Genomic DNA, 18594 nt, shown 5'->3' on the forward strand with positions numbered 1-18594 from the left:
ATGATATAATAAAATATCAAAATATTATATTAAATTACTAGGAGTGTGATTTTTTTGGAACCCAGTCAAGTGTGGCAGATAATAGTACTTATAATTTTACTAATATTGTCTGGATTTTTTTCAATGTCAGAAACAGCACTTATGGCACTAAGTAAAATAAGAATAAGACATATGGTGGAAGATGGAGTAAAAGGAGCTAAATTAGTTGAAAAGTTAACAGAAGACCCAAATAAGTTGTTAGGGGCCATATTAATAGGTAATAATATAGTTAATATATTAGCTTCATCACTAGCTACAACATTATTTGTTTCATTAGTTGGACCAAGTGGTGTTGGAATAGCAACTGCAGTTATGACTGTATTAGTACTTATTTTTGGAGAAATAACTCCAAAATCAATAGCAAAGCAAAAATCTGAACAAGTATCATTAAAGGTAAGTAAGCCGATAAATATAATAGTAAAACTATTTAAGCCATTTATAAGTATATTTACCTTTATATCAAGTGGATTTATAAGATTACTAGGAGGAGATCCAAAGGCAAGCGAACCATTTATAACAGAAGAAGAATTAAGAACGATGGTTGGTGTCGGTGAAGAAGAGGGTGTCCTTGAGGATGTGGAAAAGGAAATGATATTCAACGTGTTTGACTTCGCAGATTCACAAGCAAAGGATGTTATGGTACAAAGAGTTGATATTGTAGCTGTTGATTCGGAGGCAACTTATGAAGAAGTATTAGATGTTATAAAGACGGAACAGTTTTCAAGAATTCCAGTATATAATCAAACTATAGATGATATAGTTGGGATATTATATGTTAAAGACTTAATTATAGCAGGGCAAAATAAGGATGGTTTTAAAGTTACTGATTATATGAGAGAGCCTTATTATACATTTGAGTTTAAGAAAATTAAAGAATTATTTAATGAAATGAAAAAGACACGAAATCATATTAGTGTAGTTTTAGACGAATATGGTGGTACTGTTGGAATAGTTACTATAGAGGACCTAATTGAAGAGGTTTTTGGTGATATAGAAGATGAATATGATGATTATGATAATGAGATAGAAGTAATTAAAGAAGATGAATATATTGTAGACGGAAGCTCAAGATTAGATGATATAAGTGAATTAATTGGAGTAAACATGGAGTCAGAGGAGTTTGATTCTGTTGGAGGATTAATAATAGGTGAATTAGGTCGATTCCCAGAAAATAAAGAAGAGGTAAATCTAAATAATATTAGATTTGTAGTAGAGGAAGTAGATAAAAACAGAATAAAAAAAGTAAGAATTTACACATAAGTTAATTTTAAATTATAATTGATGTAAAAATGGTGAGTGATAAATATAAGATAGAAAGTAATTTGTCATTTGCCATTTTTAGTTTATATAAAGGTTAGAAAGATAAACATAATCAATAATTAAAGGAGTACTGAATAATGGATTATATGGAAATTGCTTTGGAGGAAGCCAAAAAAGCTTATTCTAAAGGAGAGGTTCCTGTTGGGGCTATTATAGTAAAGTATGGAGAAATAATAGCTAGATCACATAATTTAAAGGAAACCCTAAAGTCTGCAATAGCGCATGCTGAAATTTTAGCAATTGAAGAGGCAAGTAAAAAAATTGGTGATTGGAGATTAAATGGAGCTGAAATGTATGTTACATTAGAACCTTGCTCTATGTGCGCCTCTGCAATAGCACAATCTAGAATATCTAAATTACATATAGGAACATTTAATAAAGACATGGGGGCATGTGGAACAATATTAAATATTTTGGATTATGATATTTTTAATTCCTATGTAACTATAAATTGGTGTTATAATAATGAGTGTAGTGAATTAATAAGTAAATTTTTTCATGAGAGAAGAAAATAAATTTAAATCAAAAAAGGAGAAGGTAAGAAATGAATCCAGTAGCATTTGAAGTTTTTGGAATGCCAATAAGATGGTATGGAATTATTATTGCAAGTGGAGTTTTGATAGCATTTTTTGTATCATACTTACTAGCTAAGAAAAAAGGATTAGATTTTGATATTATTACAGATGGATTTTTATGGAGTTTTCCATTTGCCATAATTGGTGCTAGGTTATATTATGTTGCTTTTGAATATAAGAATTATCATTCATTTATAGATGTAATAAACATAAGAAATGGTGGTATGGCCATACATGGTGGACTTATTGGTGGATTATTAGTTGCATATATATTTACTAGAGTAAAAAAGATAAATTTCTTTGAATATATTGATGTAATAATGCCTGGAGTTATATTAGCTCAAGCAATAGGTAGATGGGGAAACTTTATGAATCAAGAAGCACATGGAGGACCTGTTTCAGAGTTTTTTATAAGTAAATTTCCGAATTTTATACAACAAGGAATGCTTATAAATGGAACATACTATCATCCAACATTTTTATATGAATCTATATGGAATTTAATTGTTTTTGCAATATTAATATTTATGATTTATAAAAAGAAAAACCAACATGGAATTGTTATAGGTAGTTATATGATTCTTTATTCCTTAGGAAGGTTTTTCATAGAAGGATTAAGAACAGATAGTTTAATGTTTTTTGGATTAAGAACAGCACAAATAATTAGTTTAATTGGAATAATTATTGGAGCTATAATAATATTTATAGCAAATAGAAATAGTAAGAAAAAATTTATATAATTACTTAAAAAAGTGGAGTAGCCATTAAAAAAAGAGGCTCTCCACTTAATTAATTTGTGGAAAACTCATAAAGAAAATCTTTTTATTGAACTACAATAATATTTATGTTAAAATGAGAAAGTATCAATGATAGATACAAAATAAATTATTTTTTAATTTTATTTTACGGTATGGAGAGATGTCCGAGTGGTTGAAGGAGCACGCCTGGAACGCGTGTATAGGGGAAACTCTATCGTGGGTTCAAATCCCACTTTCTCCGCCATAGCCGTGCTAGATGGGGAGTTAGCGGTGCCCTGTAACCTGCAATCCGCTACAGCAGGATTTAATTCCTCACCTAGGCTTTAATCTGTTTGGTCTGCCCTATGCAAGTGATGTTGAGGGTCGGGTCCCACGCGACGTAAGACTGTGAACCTCGTCAGGTCCGGAAGGAAGCAGCGATAAGCAGCCCCTGCGTGTGCCGTGGATCAATCTTGCCTGAGTTAACTACATAGGTAACGCTTATAGATTACTGTCGAAGTGAGGTGCACGGTTTTAAATTATCCTTTCTTTTAGAAAGAAAGGCTTTTTTAATGTTTATAATGAATTTTATTTAAATTATACTGATGATTTAAAATAGAGTAAGTCTAGTTATCATCATAAAATTTTATTAATTATGGTTACTCTTCAATAGGATTAACAATATAGGACAAAAAAACAATAGGACAGAAAAATAGGGAAATTTCGTTAGAAATATCCCTATTTTTCTGTCTTTTTTTAGAGATAAACAAAAGAAAATAATTTTAAAAATATGTACAAATATATGAAAATATCAATAATAATTTTAATTAATGCAAGTTAAAAGTATAAAAAATTGCATTTTATGCAGAAAAGTGTTGTAAAATTATATTAAAATGAAATATAATAAAAATATAAAGTGCAAAAAAGTTGAGGGGGCTATTTAAAATGAGAAATTTTCCAAATTCAATGATGACACAACATCCAGATAATGTAGAAAAATATATATCAATTCAACAAGAACCTACAGAGGCAATAGAAGGATTAACACCTCAAGATAAAGGTGGACTTGGAATAGACGAAATAATGATAGATTTTGAAGGTAAATTAACTCCATATCATCAAACATCACAAGTTGCATTAGGGTTAATTGGTAATGGTGTTATACCAGGAAAGGATGTTAGAATAACTCCTAGAATACCAAATGCAAATAAGGAGTCTGTATTTAGACAATTAATGAGTATAATGTCTATTGTAGAAACAAATGCACAGGCTTATCAGCTTACAGGTGTACAAGCTATTAGGGAAGTTGTAGTTCCAATGGTTGAAACAGGACAAGAAATTTCTGAGTTCCAAGATAGAGTTAATTCTGTTATAGAGTTAGGAAATAAGAATTATCCAGTAAAGTTTGAGGAAAATAGTGTTAGAATAATTCCTTTAGTAGAGGATGTTCCAGCATTAGTTAATGTTGAAAAGATATTAGATGAATTTTATCATATATCAGAAGAGAAGGGACATAACATAGATTATTTAAGATTTATGATAGCTCGTTCTGATACAGCTATGTCTTATGGATTAATATCAGGAGTGCTTTCTGTTGTTATGGCTGTAGATAAGGCATATAAATGGGGCAAAGAGCATGGGGTAGAGGTAGCTCCGATATTAGGATGTGGATCTCTTCCATTTAGAGGGCATTTTACAGGAAGAAATATAGATAAAATATTACAGACTTATGCAGGAGTAAAAACTTTTACTTTCCAATCAGCATTAAGATATGATCATGGTGAAGAAGAGACTAAACAAGCTGCTAGAGAGCTTAAAGAGAAAGTAGATATGTATGAGCCTAGAAACTTCTCAGAAGATGATATAGCGTTAATGAAGGAGTTTATAGGAATACTATCTAAACACTATTTAACGACATTCTTAAAGGTAATAAACACAGTTTCATTTGTATCTGACTTTATTCCAAAGAATAGAGATAGATTAACTAAGGCTAAGACAGGATTAGAATATAATAGGGAAGTAGCTAATCTTGATAATATAGCAAACTTAGTAAGTGATGAGGAATTAAGAAAAGAAATATTAAGTATAGATAATTCTGTTGAGTATGCTGTACCAAGAGCTATATCATTTACTGGAGCTATGTATACATTAGGTATGCCACCAGAACTTTTAGGTATGGGTAGAGGGCTTAAGGAAATAAAGGATAAATTCGGACAAGAAGGAATAGATAAATTATTAGAATTCTATCCTATGTTAAGAGAAGACTTAGGATTTGCAGCTAGATTTGCAAATGCTGGAGTTAGCAAAAGGATAATTGATGAAACAGCAAGACAAGAATATAAAGAAGACATGAAGTATGTTAATGAAATCTTAGATTTAGGATTAGACTATGAGTTTATGAATGATAATGAGTTCTATCATACGCTATTAAAGACTACAAGACCAATAATAATGCATTTAATAGGCTTAGAGTCAGATATAATTCAAAGTAAGACTGAAGAGTTAAAGATTCTAAATGAATGGATTATTAGAATGGGTAAAGTTAGAGGAAGTATTGGATAAAAGAGACTTTCTGATTTAAGTAAAAATACAAAATTATATTAATGAAAATTTATGTAAATGTATCTAAATTACCAATTAGCTAATTTTTATACCGATTTATATAAATTTAAGAGACATCTCCTATTTGATTGATGATGGGAGGTGTCTTTTTTTAATGGCAAGAATAAGAAAAGAAAAACAGTTATTGGAAATAGTTTTAGAAGATTATATGTATTATTGTAGTTTGAAAGATTTGAGGAGACAAACTTTAAAATCGTACGAACAGACTTTAAAATTATTATTTAAATATTTAGCCGAAGAATTTAACGTTATTTATTTAGAGGATATCGAAGAAGAACACATTAAAAGTTATATAGATTTCTCTAAGGAAAAAGGTAAATATTCTTATGTGGCAGATGAAAAGACGGTAAGTATAAATAGACCAGATTTGAGACAAGATTTTGGAAAAAAGGTTTCTATGGGTACAGTTAATTCTTATTTAAGAAATATAAAAACATTTTTTAATTATTGTATTGATAATAATTTGTTGCAAGAAAATCCATGCAAGAGAATTAAAAATATTAAATGCAAGAGAAATAAAAAGGAAGAAATCACATCTGAAGAGTTTAATAAGATAATTAAAGTTTTAGATTTAACTTTGTTTTCTGAATATAGGGATTATGTGATTATTCAGCTACTGGCAGATACTGGTATGAGATTGGGTGAAACATTAGCTTTAAAGGTTAGTGATATAGATTTAAAAAATAAAACAATTTTTATAGATGGAGAAATTGCAAAAGGTAGAAGGGATAGATATGTATTCTTTTCTGACACAATGAAGAAGATTCTACAGAGGTGGATCAATTATAAAGATAGATATGTAGAAAATGAATTATTGTTTGTATCTAATAGAAATAATGAAATAATTAACTCTAATTTTGAAAAGTTATTTAAGAAATATGTGAAAAGGGCAAAAATAGAAAAAAATATAACTCCACATGGATTAAGAAATAATTTTGCAAGAAGATGTTTATTAAATGGTATGGATATTTACATGGTATCAAGAATTTTAGGTCATTCTGATGTTAGGATAACGCAACAAGCCTACATGGATATTACAACAGAGGATATTAGAAAAAGCTATATGAAATATTCACCATTAGAAAATATGCGTAGGAGGTAGTAAACAAAATGTATGGTGTAAATTGTAAAACTAAATTAAGTGCAGAAGCTAAATATATATTAGGTTCAATTGTTTATTCTGGGATTTTAAAAGAAATAGAAAGAGCTGAGTTATCTAAAGAAGTATTAAAAGAAATGGTAGATTTTTATGAAGAAACTTGTTTACTTGGGGTTAACCATTTGAGAGAAAAGTTAAATAAATTAGATTAATTAAATGTAGGGGATGAGAAAATGGGTAAAGTGATAAAATTTCCAAAAATGAAAATAGAGGAAGAATTCAAAACATATGAAGAACGATTAATACAAGGGTATAAGGAGTTAGAAGAGTTTTATAAGGAAGTAAATAAAGAAATTTGGTATGTTGATGAAAATGGAAAATTAGGAGTTAAATAATTATAAAGGGTGGGATTTAAGAATGAGAAAATATAATGTTATGCAAGAATTTTTAGATGGGAGTTTTAGTGGATGTTTTATTGTAAATAATGGGGTAGTTTACGAGGATTATGTTAGAGAGTTAGTGGACAAGGCTATTGGTGCAGTGTATGATTGGATAGAAGATGAGTTAATTGTTTATTTAAACGATAAATCAGTAGTAGTGAGTCATATGTAACAAAATAGAGAGTAACGGCAATTACTCCCTATTCTAACAATTTAATATTGTTTAATATATCTCTTGCAACCAAAACAAGAGAAAAGCGTTAATTATATTATAATTCAAAAAATCATGGGTTGCAAGAGGTGTATTTCTTGCACCCTTTTTTTTAGGTGTAGGTTAGTTATTATGCACCATGTAACTATAAAGATAATGGTAAGTGTGGACGAGCTGATGCAGAAAGTCGTTTGGGTTATATCTAATTACTCTACTTATAAGATATACTCCTTAAACGGGTACATTCTGACCGTTAAATAAATTAGATGGTGAGGGAACTGCCACGAGAGTGGGGGAATTAAGCTAATATCCTTGTGTTGGGTAACAGTTGGCACATTGTAGGCTTAATTACAAGTAGAGTATTAAACGAGCGATACAATTCGTATACAGTCGATTATAGAGCCTTGAGAGTAAAATCTTAGGGCAAACTATATTCATTCACAACGTGTCCACGTGCCAGTCGATTATAACGCTTCGCTACTTGATTGCAAGTATTTACTTAAAAATAATTAATAAATAGTTATATGTCTACTTATATGTCAACATAGTAAGTCACTTACTATATGCTAGACTTATAACTATAGGATCTAAAGTAAGTGATAGTGTGGGGTGATTTTGGCAATAAGTAATAAAAAGATGAATATTCAAAGTAATAGGAAGTAATAATTAGTAATATATAAGCTTGTCAATATAAATTAACAAAATAAATTGACAAGAAAAGTATAGTAAATAAAAGAATGGAAACTCAAAAATAAGGATAGTTAGGTTATTGGTTGAAAATGGCTCAACCAAGCCGTTTATAGCCTATAGGTCTTTAATAATTAAAACATAAAAACACCCTCTAGGCTAGTTATATCAACGGTTTCGAGAGATTCTAAGAAATCTGTATATGAGAAAGAACAAGAATATAAAAAATAAAAACTAGAGAAAATATGAAAAAATTAAGAAAAAGTGTTTGATTTGTCAATATACCTAGAATCGCACAACCAAGCCGTTTATAGGCATTTTAAAATTGAAAATCAAAAAGTAGACATACTTCAAATACAGTAATTGCAATGGTTAGAGGGTATTTTTTAACTTTTGTCTATATGAAGAGAAATTCTCGTCAAAAATAACTTAAAAATTCCAACTTTTATTTTTAAACACATCCTTAGATAAGTAATATCAACGGTTTGCGAGGTTGTCCTTATTCTATATAATGATAAGAGTAATTTTGCAGAAAATTTTAAGAATGATTAATTTATAAAAGTATGCAAAGTTAGTCATAGAGCCATTTTCAAGGGGTATAAAATACAATCTGCTAAAAGCCTTATGGGAGAAGAAAAAGTTTTACAGAAAAATTTAAAGTAAGATAATTTTATTGATGTTGTAAACCTAGTGTTTAAGCCATTTGTAGCCGTTTTATAAACCAATATGCTCTCCTTTAAATGGTAGAAGAAATAAACAACTTGAGTGGCAAAGAAAATGAATTAAAGAGAAAAAATAGAAATGGAATAAAGATGAATTAAATGTAATAATAATATAAACCTAGTAAAATAGCCACTTCAGAGGGTGTAAATTGAAAACAAATTTAAAAGTTAACATATACTAATATGGTATAGTAATGTATCAGTATATATTTTTTTAGTAACAATTCGTTACATTAAATTATTGGAGGGAGAAATTATGAGGGAGGAAGAATTAAGAAATAAGCTAATAGAATTAAAATCTAAAGGTGTATCTTATGCACATCTAGGTCGTTCTATTGATATTTCACGAACAACTATTAGTTTATTTGTTAGTTATAAAAGAAATCTAACTAAAACTGTAGCAGATAAATTAATAAATTATATTAATGAAAACTATCTATAATATAGATGTTTGTAGTCGATAAGAAACGTCATATTATAGCCTACAATCGTTTTTAAGATAGTAGGCAATAACTTATACATTTACAATTAGAAACGCTTACAATGGCATTTAACGCCATATAGTCGATATGATAATTCAAGGCACTAGAAATAGTGTCTTTTATTATATAAAAAATTAGAATTAAGAAGGAGATGTATTAACAATGGAAAGAAATCATTTAAACAAACCTAGAAAAGACTGGAAGAAGGAACTAGAAAAATTAGAACAATATTGTTCTGAGGAGTTTTACGTTAGAGTGCTTGACTTAATAGAATCTAAAGACGAAAGATTCAATAAATGTATTGTAGCATTATATCAATTAATTGACATCATAGAAAGTGATAATGACTGTGAGCATAATGTAAATACAGTTAAAAGTTCACAATGGGTATTTAATGAAATTGAATTATTAAGATCAGAGGTAGAAAACGGTGTTAAGGGTATTGGAAAGGATATAAGAACATACAAAGATAGTGTACATAATGATATTGGATATTGTCTATTTTTAATTAAGATAAATCAGTTTGAGAGAGAAATATTAGAAAATAAAATGTTAAATATAAATAATGCGATGAGGAAAGTAATAGATGATATTTTATCTGATGTAAGTAAAACTTTTATTATTGTAGAAGATTTAAGAGAACATTTATTAAATATTTTATACTCTAATATTTCAGAAGAAGAAAAAATAAAACAATTAAATGAAACTAGAGAAAAGATTCGTTATAAGTACATGAAGAGAAAAGACATTCTGAAAATGTTAAAAGAAAATGACTTCTCAGAAGTTAAAAGTGGAAGACATAGAAATTTTGAAAATAAAGATGGTAAAAAGATACCTATGCAATTTCATAGTAAAGATTTAGGCAAAGGTTTATCGATAAAAATACAAAAAGAAATATTTGAATAGGGGTATTAATTAGTAACTAATTATAGGGATTAATTATTGCAACTAGAAGGAGGAAAATATGGAATTAAAAGAATTAAATTTATCTGAGGAACAATTACAAGTAGTAAATAAGATTATTCAATCTGAAACAGATAAGTTAAGAACTGAATACTCTAAGAAAATTAAGGACTTAGAAAGTAAATTACCTCGACAAATGACAGAGGAAGAAAAGGCATTTGATGAAAGAATTAAGGCATTAGAGAAAAGAGAAAAGGCTATTGCAGAAAAAGAGTATATGGCTACAGTACAAGGCAAATTAAAGGATAAGGGGCTAGATGAACAACTTGCAAAATATTTAAATGTGCAAGGGGTAGAAGATTTAGAAACTTACATAGAAGATATTGCCAAAGTAGTAGGTAGGCAAGTGCAAGAGTACAAGCCTAGAGGTCATGAATCCAATGTAGGAGTTACAAAAGAACAATTTTCAAAAATGAGTTATATGGAGAGAATGAATTTATTTGAAAATAATAGGGCGTTATATGACGCTTTAAGTAAATAGTTAGCTTATATAGGTCACATTGTTAGAACGGCAATGTGGCTTTTTACATATAAAAAAATAAATTGAAAATATTAAGGAGGAATTTATTATGGCATTTATTAAACCAGAAGTTTACACTTCTATCGCAACAGAAAAGATTAAAGGAAAAATGGTGGTAACACATTTAGCTGATGACTTAGGGGTATTAAGTGGTGATGTTGGAGAAACAGTATCATTCCCAACGTTCAAGGCTATTGGAGAAGCTACAGAATTAACAAAAGGGGAAGGAATTAACGAACAAGAGTTATCTCAAGTAGATTCAAAAGCTACAATTAAACAAGTAGTAGCGCCAGGTATTGTGGTATACGATATAGAAAATAAAACAGCTTTAGGAAATCAAGTGGAAAATGGTGCAATGCAACAAGGAACATCTATAGCTAGAAAAGTAGATGCAGATCTAATAGCAGAGTGTGATAAGACTACTTTAAAAGTAGCTGTTGCAAATGCAAATTCAATAACTGCTGATGAGTTAAATCAAGGCTTTATGATGTTTGGTGATGAACAAGATACATCTGAAATGGCTGGTATAGTAGTTAATTCTATGTTATCTGCTAGTTTTTATAAAATGGATGAGTTCGTCAATGCAAATTTAACTCATACAACTGGTGGTAATGGAGTAGTTCAAAATGGTGTGATTGGATATTTTAGAGGTGTACCAGTTTTATTATCTGATAAAGGTACATTAGACTCTAGTAAATCTGAATGTAAAACTTACATAATAAAGAAACACGCATTAGCTAAGATGTTTAAATCAGAAAAAGTTTGTGATGTTGAAGTAGAAAGACAAGCTAAATATAAGAGAACTGCAATTTATACTGACGCAATTTATGCAGTAAAATTAGTGAATGAAGAAGGAGTTGTAGTTTTAAGAAAGACTATAGCTTAGTCATCACCATAAGGGGGATGGGTTTTCTATCCTCCTTTTTAAAATGTGCAAAATGTAATAGTAGGAGGTGAAATATTGGACAAATTAGAAAGATTAAGATATTTGCGTGTACTATATCAATTAAATCAGACACAAATAGGTAAAGCTATTGGTACAAGTAGAAATTATATTTCTCAGGTAGAAAATAACAAATTACAAATTTCCAAAGAACAATACAATAAATTAATAAATGGAATTTATAAAATTGGTGAAGCTAAGAAAAAAGGTTTATTAGATCAAGCCTTAGAGGATATAAAAAAAGAATTAGAATTAAATAAGAATTAAGAAAGCGAGGTGAATTTTAATTAATTTATCTCGTTTTCTCTTATAGGAGAGAATGAGGATGAAAAATGATTATGAGGTACCATAACGACTTGTTTAAAAAGGTCGTTAACTATGATTATAAAAATGTTCAAAAATTAAATTATGAAAGAGGTTTTAATATGAAAATTTTAAACAACAATATAATCAGAAAATTTAGAGAGAGAAAAGATAGATTAATTAATCTATATTATGAAAAAAGAAATCAAGGACAAATTCCCGCAATGGTGCGAAGATACAGAAAGAAAATACTCACTTATTATGAGTGATGATATTGATAGTTTAATGTGTTATACATTCCAAAATTGGTACTTTAATAGACAAGTTAAATTCTTCTTTGATGCAAATGCACAAGGATTTACACAAAAGTTATATAAAGCTAAAGATGTAGAAAGTGTAGGAAATGACAATGTTATAGGATTAGATATTGCACTAGAAGGAGATATTAAAACTTGGGACAACCATATAGTTAAAATTAAGAGAGCTGATACAACTAATAGTAATAGTGCTAATTTAAACTTAGCTTTAGATGTGTGTCAAATTAATTATACAGATAAAGCGTGTGTAAGTACATTTATAACAATGTTAAGTTATTACGATATAGATATTTCTACATGGAGTAAAGAACAACTAGCAGTATTATGTGCCATCGATGGACTTTATTATCCATTTAGAATAGGTAGTAACTTTATTGCAACAGGAAGAAAGAATTTAAAAATATTAGGTTATGAGTTTTTAGAAGATTTTATTAAGGAAAATATGAAACTGATATTGGACTTAAAAAATAAATTGAAGCTAGATGCAAAAATAAAAGTAGGAAGCGATGGAAAGTTAACTACTGCAATTGATTTGGACAAGTTATCAGAGATTTTTGAAGATATATTTTGGTATATTTCTTTACCAAATTGTGAATTTACTGAAAAGTCTACATTGGAAAAGAGATATATACAGAATGTTAACTATTCAAAAGATTACTTAATAGAAAAATACAATATATTTAATTTTGCCCTATGTTATAGGAACAAGGGTGTTATAAGTTATTTAAAATAAAGGAGGAATTAGAATGTTAAAAAGATTAATAAATAAAATAATGAAAATAAAATATGTTGATTCTCAAGGTGTGGAAAGATGTGAAACTTACAGGGAATGGCAAGAAAGAATAAATAAAGAGATAAGAGAAATATCTGAAGATGTAGATAGATATATAGAAGAATCTAGAAAAGAAAGAGAAGAATTATTAAAAAAACATAAAGAATTTTTAGAAGGATTAGAAGGAGGTAATTAGTATGTACATAGTTAAAAATATAAAGGCAGTTAATTGTTTAGTTAGAGCTGGATTTGATTTAATGGGAATAGAAAAAGATAAATTCAATACAGATAAGGTGGTATTTAAATTTAGAGATACACCAGAGTTTAGAGAGTATTGGACTAAATATTGCGATAAATATAGAAAAGTAGATTAGAAAATTATAGGGTGTCCTGAAGGTGTGATAAAACAGGATACCCTTTTATTATAAAACAATTAGAAGGAGTGTAAAAATTATGAATAAAAAGAACGGAATAAAACTAACAAAAAAAGAATTATTAAGAATGGCAAAAGATTTAAACATGGATGTAAGTGAGTTAATAAAATATCTTGCAGTTTTAGAAGATAATGGACTTACTAAGTTATCAAATAATAATGTATTAAGGGTGGTGAGATAATGAGCCACTTTAGTAAAATATCTAATAAATTATTTTATAAATTAAATGATAATAAAGAAGAAAGTATTTTAAAAGTTACTAAAGATAGTAAAACTTTATTAATAATGCATAATTTATACTTGATGACAGATAGAAAAGGACGAGCTATAACAAGTATAGATTTCCTTATAGAAGAACTTGGATATAAAGTAACTAAAAAGATTCAGCCACAAATTAAAGAAATACTAAATCAATTAAAACAGTTAGGTTTTATTGATTATGAAGGTGAAATAAAAAGCTATTCCAAAATAATGAAAATAAATACTGAAAATCTAAATGTAAATGATGAATTCTTTGTAGTGGAAGAAGATGAACTGAAAATAATATCTGATGCATCTGATGATATAAGGGAAGTAAATAATATAATTAAAGTTTATTTTTATTTAAAAGCTAGATGTCATAAAAGAGGGACTGAATTATGTTATACAGGTGGCCAAGCAGAAACAACATATTGTAGTTATGAAAATATAAGTAAACATACACTTATATCAGAAGGAAACATTAAAAAGTACATAGATATTCTAAAAGAAATAAATTTAATTGATTATGACAACTTAGGCAAGAAATATAAAGAGGATAATCCGAAGTTATTAACAGATTGTGCTAATATATATGCACTAATAAAAATAAGTGGAAAAGAATTTATAAAAGATGAATTAAGAGAAGGTATGAAACAACAGAAGTTTGATTATGAAGATAAAGGATTTAAGATAACTAAAAAAGATTATAAAAATAATAATAGAAAGATAAATGGAAGAAAAGGTTATTTAATTAAAAAACAAAACAACAATACAATAACTGAAGATGAGTTAATGGAACTAGAGAGTATAGTTAGTTCACACGTGTAAAAAAATATTTTTTTTGCGCGTGTTAGGATCTGGTTTACTCTTAATCACACCTAGGTTTTCTCTTATTACACCTCCACAGGGACACCATTTGGGTATCCCTAAATTTAGTATCTTACTATAAATAGGGACACCATTTGGGTATCCCTAAATTGGTTACTATAAAAAGTTTTATCAAAAGAAAGTAGAAGTTGCAAGAGGAGTAATAGAACTTGGACAAATATTAAAAGAAACAAGAGAAGGTTTAAATAATTATAAACTATTTGAACAATGGTTAAACGATGAGAGAGTGGGATTCAATCGTAATATGGCAAATAGATATATAAGAATATACAATGAACTTGGTGAACACTGTTCACCAAACATTTTGGATAATATATCAGTAAGAAAACTCTACTCACTAGCTTCTGCTCCAGATGAAATAAAGGAAGAAGTAATACATAGTAAAGATAAAGAGGAAGCTGAACGTAAGATAAAAGAATATGAGGAAAAATTAAAACAAGAAAGAGAGGCTAAAAATAAAGTGAAGGAGTGATTTAATGGCAAAAAAACAACAAAGAACAATAAATGATTTAAATAAAGATATAGAGGATATGTTAGATAATAAAAAATTAAGGCATTTTGTGCGTTGGTATACAGATGGAGCAGATATAGAAGATTATGAAAGAATTAAGTCATATACTGGACTAGAACGCGAGGAGGCACTTACAAGGTACTTAGAAAGAGATGATGTGAAATATGCTATTGCATATGTAGTTAAGGCTCAGAGGGATATAAACTTAGTCAAAATATACATGGCAATGGTTAAGAAGGCTCTTGAAGGTGATGTTAATAGTGCAAATTGGGTAATTAAATTTAGTGATAGTTCATTCTTTAATTCAAATAAATCAGAAATTGATAAGATTTTAGATACATTAGATATTAGCGAGGAGGGATAATATGACACCAAGAGAAGAAAGATTCTTAAAAGTTTGGAATAATCCCTATTTATTCTCAAAGAACTTTCTGCAAATTACAGATAAAAAGGGTAAAGTAGTACCATTTATTTGGAACAAGATGCAGAAAGATTTTATAGAAAATATGGATTCATATAATATTATACTGAAAGCTAGGCAAGGTGGTATGAGTGTTTGCATATGTGCATTAGCTATTTATTATGCAATTACAGAGCCTAATTGTGTGTGCATGATGTTAAGTCATAACGATGAAAGTACAAGGGCAATATTTAATAAATTAAAGGCTATATATAACAGTATACCTTCGGCAATAAGACCTCGATTACTAAGGAATAACAGGGCAGAATTACAACTTGCAAATGGTAGTATAATTAGTTGTAGTACATTAGGAAGAACGGATAAGGGTCGTGGAAATACTGCAAAATTAATACATCTTTCAGAATTTGCGTTTGTTGATAGTGAAATTGCAACAAAACAATTACTGGCACTAGAACAAACGTTAAGAGCTGATGGACACCTAATAATAGAAACTACTGCAAATGGATTAAATTTCTTTCATAACTTATATCAAAAATCTAAGAAAAATGAAAACGCATATAAAAGTTTCTTCTATAATTATATAGATACTTCTTGTATGTTTGAAGATGAATATAAGAAATATAAAAGGATATGGAAGAATATAAATGGCAAGGATTTTTCTATGGATGATTTAACAGATGAAGAAATTAAATTAATGAATGATTATGAAGGTGTAACATTGGATATGTTATGCTGGAGAAGATTAAAAATCCAAAACTCTACTGTAGACCAATTTAATCAAGAATTTCCACTTACAGACGAAATGGCATTTATTACTTCAGGTGCAAGTGTATTTGATAATCAAAGAATTACTAATGTATTAAGAGTTTTGCAACTTAAAAAAGAAAAATATATAAATAAAGGTCAGTTAGATTTACCGAGTATTTTAAACAGATATTATGGTAAGTCTTTTTTTATGTACGAAAAACCAATTATAGGCATGAAATATTATATCGGTGTGGATAGTAGCGAAGGTATTGGAAAGGACTATTCTACTTGTGTTGTCATAGATAAGGACGGTAAAGAAGTGGCTATGTTTAAGAATAATAAGATAAAGCCTCATACATTTGCAGAGTTTATAAATGAACTAGGGCGATATTATAACAAGGCATATTTAGTAGTAGAAAAAGCTAGTGGAGGACACTCTGTTATTGAGCGTTTAAGATACGAGTACAAATATATGAATATGGCAAAATATAAATCCTATGACCAGTTTAATAGAGTTCAGTGGCAAATAGGATTTGATACTAATGCAAAAACTAAAGGGCTTATTATTAATGATTTGAGAGAAATGTTTGAGAAAGGACAAATATTAATTAATTCGGCAGATACAGTTGAAGAGATGAAAGTATTTGAAATTAAAGAAAATGGATCTATGGGGGCTATGAGTGGATATCATGATGACTTAGTTATGGCAACGGCTTTATCTTTAGTTGGAGTTAAGAGTGGAAAGTATTATAAGTGGGGATAATTTTGATTTATATAAAAATTTAAATTATAGAATAAATTAAATTACTACTTATAAATATTTATAAAAAGTTGAAATTTAAAAAATAATAGAAAGGAAGTTTTATATGATTGATAATTATTTTAATTTAAGAACAAAGGTAAGAAAGTTAAAGAATAGGTATAATGAATTAACTATCGAGGAAAAGATTGATTTAATGGCACTAGAATTGAAGTTAGAGGGTAAAGACATAAAAGCCATACCTTGTCATACAAAGTCTGAAAAGAAGGCTTTAAAACGCAAAAAGGCTCAAATAAGAAGGTATAACGCAAAATATAAAATACAAAGTAAATAGGAGTTGATAGAATGAATAAAATTGATAAATATATTCAAGATGTATATAAAAATGATGTATTATGGTTTACACATGAAGTTAATAAAACGATAAATATGCACAGAATAAGTAAAATATTTGGATTAAAAGAGTATTTAGCTGGTAGACATAGAGTATTAGGTCGAGAGGACATGAAGTTTAAGGATAAGGAGTTTAAAGTTAAGAAGCTGATTTTAAACAATGCAAAAACTATATTAAACTTTCATAGTACATATTTATTGGGTAATCCTATAAGCCTTGTAGGAAGCGAGAACATGGTTAATATTGTTGAAGATATATATAGGAAGGGAAATTATTCAGATGTGGACTACAGGCTACTAGATAAGGCTATAAAGTTTGGAGATAGTTACGAATATATATATAAAGATGATGGAGTCATAAAGTCAAAGGTGATTGCATCTGAGGACGGTTATCCAGTATTTGATGATGCAGGAGAATATATAGCGTTTATAGAACATTGGAATAACATAGATAATATAAGTTATTGGAATGTGTATTATAAGGATAGAGTTGAAGAATGGAGTAATGAAGGAAGTGATACTCACTTAATAGCTACATATAAGAATATAAGTGGTTTGCCAATTCATTATTGTGGAATAAGTGATGAGGATGAAAGATTTGGAGAAGGTTTATTAGAGAATATAATTCCTGTATTAGATGAAATAGAAGACTTATTAAGTAAGATGGGGGATTCTATTTATACATTATCTTTAAATCCACTGTTATTAACGCTAGGACAAGCTATAGAGGGTACTGTTAGTAATGATGCAGTAGGCTTTAATGTAGCTTTAGAAAATGGATCAGATATGAAATATGTCAATGCAGAAATGGATTATAACACTATAAAATATTATCTTGATACATTACAAAATAATCTTAATATGTGTGCCTATATGCCAAGTATATTAGGTGGTAATGGTAATATAGCTAATGTGAGTGAAGTATCTTTGAAGTTATTGTATCAACTAGCTGATGTGTATGCTATGTTATCAGAGAAAATAATGAGAAATGGATTCGCTAAGAGGTTTGAAGTATTTAGAAAGATGTTAGGTAATGAGATAGGTAAGGAAGATTATATAGACGTAGCTTTCAATTATGCAAGACCTCAGAATGCGAGTGAATTACTAGATAATATAAGAAAACAATTTGATATGGGAGCTATTAGTAAGCGTAGTATTATAGAGAAATCGCCTATTACAACAGATGTAGACCAAGAATTAAATAGATTGAATAAAGGTGTAGGTGAGGTTGATAGTGGGGTAATATCTGAGTAAAGTAGTCGGGATTGATAGTGGCTATTTCCACACAATATATACAATAAATTATAATAGTAAAAAAATTTATCGTATAATACATTCAGTAGCAGATCTATATAGGTAAAAATAGGCTATATTTTAAGTAATAATATCGGGAAATAATTAATTAAATTAGCGTATTATAATTATGTAATTATAGGATGTTATTTTTA

General features: G+C 28.6%; 23 protein-coding genes, 1 tRNA gene and 1 other RNA gene. All 25 read left to right on the top strand.

What is annotated here, in order from left to right; translation table 11 throughout:
- The first annotated feature begins 54 nt into the window (after positions 1-54).
- The 25 genes from Q0Y03_RS07355 (at position 55) to Q0Y03_RS07475 (ending at position 18400) form a co-directional block, all read left to right on the top strand.
- Positions 55-1299: a hemolysin family protein gene (locus Q0Y03_RS07355; RefSeq protein WP_297713193.1), complete on the top strand. Its 1245-nt coding sequence runs from the start codon at positions 55-57 to the stop codon at positions 1297-1299.
- A 137-nt stretch (positions 1300-1436) separates the two neighbouring features.
- Complete coding sequence (locus tag Q0Y03_RS07360; RefSeq protein WP_297713194.1) at positions 1437-1874, top strand: nucleoside deaminase; 438 nt, start codon at positions 1437-1439, stop codon at positions 1872-1874.
- A 29-nt stretch (positions 1875-1903) separates the two neighbouring features.
- A complete protein-coding gene (lgt, locus tag Q0Y03_RS07365; RefSeq protein ID WP_297713195.1) occupies positions 1904-2674 on the top strand; it encodes a prolipoprotein diacylglyceryl transferase in 771 nt (256 codons plus the stop codon).
- A gap of 172 nt (positions 2675-2846) precedes the next feature.
- Positions 2847-2936: transfer RNA gene (locus Q0Y03_RS07370), tRNA-Ser, on the top strand.
- Positions 2937-2939: 3 nt separating this feature from the next.
- An RNA gene (gene ffs / locus Q0Y03_RS07375) (signal recognition particle sRNA large type) lies at positions 2940-3203 on the top strand.
- A 413-nt stretch (positions 3204-3616) separates the two neighbouring features.
- Positions 3617-5233 carry a phosphoenolpyruvate carboxylase gene (gene ppcA / locus Q0Y03_RS07380; RefSeq protein ID WP_297713196.1) on the top strand — a complete coding sequence of 539 codons (1617 nt, stop codon included), beginning with the start codon at positions 3617-3619 and terminating at the stop codon, positions 5231-5233.
- A gap of 154 nt (positions 5234-5387) precedes the next feature.
- A complete protein-coding gene (locus Q0Y03_RS07385; protein WP_297713197.1) occupies positions 5388-6395 on the top strand; it encodes a tyrosine-type recombinase/integrase in 1008 nt (335 codons plus the stop codon).
- Between the two features lie 8 nt (positions 6396-6403).
- Positions 6404-6604: a hypothetical protein gene (locus Q0Y03_RS07390; RefSeq protein ID WP_297713198.1), complete on the top strand. Its 201-nt coding sequence runs from the start codon at positions 6404-6406 to the stop codon at positions 6602-6604.
- Positions 6605-6625: 21 nt separating this feature from the next.
- Entirely contained in the window at positions 6626-6787 is a 162-nt protein-coding gene (locus Q0Y03_RS07395; protein WP_297713199.1) for a hypothetical protein, read from the top strand.
- A gap of 22 nt (positions 6788-6809) precedes the next feature.
- Positions 6810-7004: a hypothetical protein gene (locus Q0Y03_RS07400; protein WP_297713200.1), complete on the top strand. Its 195-nt coding sequence runs from the start codon at positions 6810-6812 to the stop codon at positions 7002-7004.
- Positions 7005-8708: 1704 nt separating this feature from the next.
- On the top strand, positions 8709-8894 hold the full coding sequence (locus Q0Y03_RS07405; RefSeq protein WP_297713201.1) for a hypothetical protein: 186 nt from the start codon (positions 8709-8711) through the stop codon (positions 8892-8894).
- A gap of 202 nt (positions 8895-9096) precedes the next feature.
- Positions 9097-9840, top strand: coding sequence for a type II toxin-antitoxin system HicA family toxin (locus Q0Y03_RS07410; protein WP_297713202.1), 744 nt, complete (start codon positions 9097-9099; stop codon positions 9838-9840).
- A 58-nt stretch (positions 9841-9898) separates the two neighbouring features.
- Complete coding sequence (locus Q0Y03_RS07415) at positions 9899-10378, top strand: hypothetical protein (protein WP_297713203.1); 480 nt, start codon at positions 9899-9901, stop codon at positions 10376-10378.
- 88 nt (positions 10379-10466) lie between these two features.
- Entirely contained in the window at positions 10467-11303 is an 837-nt protein-coding gene (locus tag Q0Y03_RS07420; protein ID WP_297713204.1) for a hypothetical protein, read from the top strand.
- A 75-nt stretch (positions 11304-11378) separates the two neighbouring features.
- On the top strand, positions 11379-11627 hold the full coding sequence (locus Q0Y03_RS07425; protein WP_297713205.1) for a helix-turn-helix transcriptional regulator: 249 nt from the start codon (positions 11379-11381) through the stop codon (positions 11625-11627).
- Positions 11628-11855: 228 nt separating this feature from the next.
- The gene (locus Q0Y03_RS07430; protein WP_297713206.1) at positions 11856-12713 is read left to right on the top strand and encodes a hypothetical protein; all 858 of its coding nucleotides are present in this window, start codon (positions 11856-11858) and stop codon (positions 12711-12713) included.
- Between the two features lie 13 nt (positions 12714-12726).
- Positions 12727-12948 (top strand): hypothetical protein, encoded by a 222-nt coding sequence (locus Q0Y03_RS07435; RefSeq protein WP_297713207.1) that lies wholly within the window; start codon positions 12727-12729, stop codon positions 12946-12948.
- Position 12949: 1 nt separating this feature from the next.
- Complete coding sequence (locus Q0Y03_RS07440) at positions 12950-13126, top strand: DUF5659 domain-containing protein (RefSeq protein ID WP_297713208.1); 177 nt, start codon at positions 12950-12952, stop codon at positions 13124-13126.
- 79 nt (positions 13127-13205) lie between these two features.
- The gene (locus Q0Y03_RS07445) at positions 13206-13367 is read left to right on the top strand and encodes a hypothetical protein (RefSeq protein ID WP_297713209.1); all 162 of its coding nucleotides are present in this window, start codon (positions 13206-13208) and stop codon (positions 13365-13367) included.
- Positions 13367-14254, top strand: coding sequence for a hypothetical protein (locus Q0Y03_RS07450; RefSeq protein ID WP_297713210.1), 888 nt, complete (start codon positions 13367-13369; stop codon positions 14252-14254). The genes Q0Y03_RS07445 and Q0Y03_RS07450 overlap by 1 nt, the downstream gene beginning before the upstream one ends.
- Positions 14255-14456: 202 nt before the next feature.
- Positions 14457-14786 carry a DUF3102 domain-containing protein gene (locus tag Q0Y03_RS07455; protein ID WP_297713232.1) on the top strand — a complete coding sequence of 110 codons (330 nt, stop codon included), beginning with the start codon at positions 14457-14459 and terminating at the stop codon, positions 14784-14786.
- A gap of 4 nt (positions 14787-14790) precedes the next feature.
- A complete protein-coding gene (locus Q0Y03_RS07460) occupies positions 14791-15189 on the top strand; it encodes a hypothetical protein (RefSeq protein ID WP_297713211.1) in 399 nt (132 codons plus the stop codon).
- Between the two features lies 1 nt (position 15190).
- Complete coding sequence (locus Q0Y03_RS07465) at positions 15191-16756, top strand: terminase family protein (protein ID WP_297713212.1); 1566 nt, start codon at positions 15191-15193, stop codon at positions 16754-16756.
- A 103-nt stretch (positions 16757-16859) separates the two neighbouring features.
- Positions 16860-17087 (top strand): hypothetical protein, encoded by a 228-nt coding sequence (locus Q0Y03_RS07470; protein ID WP_297713213.1) that lies wholly within the window; start codon positions 16860-16862, stop codon positions 17085-17087.
- Positions 17088-17098: 11 nt separating this feature from the next.
- A complete protein-coding gene (locus tag Q0Y03_RS07475; RefSeq protein ID WP_297713214.1) occupies positions 17099-18400 on the top strand; it encodes a phage portal protein in 1302 nt (433 codons plus the stop codon).
- Positions 18401-18594 lie beyond the last annotated feature (194 nt).

This window comes from Clostridium sp. (assembly GCF_026168755.1).
Classification (GTDB): Bacteria; Bacillota; Clostridia; order Clostridiales; family Clostridiaceae; genus Clostridium.

Bases quoted from the DNA above. Each gene is read 5' to 3' on its own strand.
- Q0Y03_RS07410 (WP_297713202.1), top strand. From the start codon at position 9,097: ATGGAAAGAAATCATTTAAACAAACCTAGAAAAGACTGGAAGAAGGAA.
- lgt (WP_297713195.1), top strand. From the start codon at position 1,904: ATGAATCCAGTAGCATTTGAAGTTTTTGGAATGCCAATAAGATGGTAT.
- Q0Y03_RS07400 (WP_297713200.1), top strand. From the start codon at position 6,810: ATGAGAAAATATAATGTTATGCAAGAATTTTTAGATGGGAGTTTTAGT.
- Q0Y03_RS07475 (WP_297713214.1), top strand. From the start codon at position 17,099: ATGAATAAAATTGATAAATATATTCAAGATGTATATAAAAATGATGTA.
- Q0Y03_RS07465 (WP_297713212.1), top strand. From the start codon at position 15,191: ATGACACCAAGAGAAGAAAGATTCTTAAAAGTTTGGAATAATCCCTAT.
- Q0Y03_RS07420 (WP_297713204.1), top strand. From the start codon at position 10,467: ATGGCATTTATTAAACCAGAAGTTTACACTTCTATCGCAACAGAAAAG.
- Q0Y03_RS07395 (WP_297713199.1), top strand. From the start codon at position 6,626: ATGGGTAAAGTGATAAAATTTCCAAAAATGAAAATAGAGGAAGAATTC.
- Q0Y03_RS07445 (WP_297713209.1), top strand. From the start codon at position 13,206: ATGAATAAAAAGAACGGAATAAAACTAACAAAAAAAGAATTATTAAGA.
- Q0Y03_RS07470 (WP_297713213.1), top strand. From the start codon at position 16,860: ATGATTGATAATTATTTTAATTTAAGAACAAAGGTAAGAAAGTTAAAG.
- Q0Y03_RS07360 (WP_297713194.1), top strand. From the start codon at position 1,437: ATGGATTATATGGAAATTGCTTTGGAGGAAGCCAAAAAAGCTTATTCT.
- ppcA (WP_297713196.1), top strand. From the start codon at position 3,617: ATGAGAAATTTTCCAAATTCAATGATGACACAACATCCAGATAATGTA.
- Q0Y03_RS07385 (WP_297713197.1), top strand. From the start codon at position 5,388: ATGGCAAGAATAAGAAAAGAAAAACAGTTATTGGAAATAGTTTTAGAA.
- Q0Y03_RS07430 (WP_297713206.1), top strand. From the start codon at position 11,856: ATGAAAAAAGAAATCAAGGACAAATTCCCGCAATGGTGCGAAGATACA.
- Q0Y03_RS07450 (WP_297713210.1), top strand. From the start codon at position 13,367: ATGAGCCACTTTAGTAAAATATCTAATAAATTATTTTATAAATTAAAT.
- Q0Y03_RS07460 (WP_297713211.1), top strand. From the start codon at position 14,791: ATGGCAAAAAAACAACAAAGAACAATAAATGATTTAAATAAAGATATA.
- Q0Y03_RS07435 (WP_297713207.1), top strand. From the start codon at position 12,727: ATGTTAAAAAGATTAATAAATAAAATAATGAAAATAAAATATGTTGAT.
- Q0Y03_RS07405 (WP_297713201.1), top strand. From the start codon at position 8,709: ATGAGGGAGGAAGAATTAAGAAATAAGCTAATAGAATTAAAATCTAAA.
- Q0Y03_RS07390 (WP_297713198.1), top strand. From the start codon at position 6,404: ATGTATGGTGTAAATTGTAAAACTAAATTAAGTGCAGAAGCTAAATAT.
- Q0Y03_RS07415 (WP_297713203.1), top strand. From the start codon at position 9,899: ATGGAATTAAAAGAATTAAATTTATCTGAGGAACAATTACAAGTAGTA.
- Q0Y03_RS07440 (WP_297713208.1), top strand. From the start codon at position 12,950: ATGTACATAGTTAAAAATATAAAGGCAGTTAATTGTTTAGTTAGAGCT.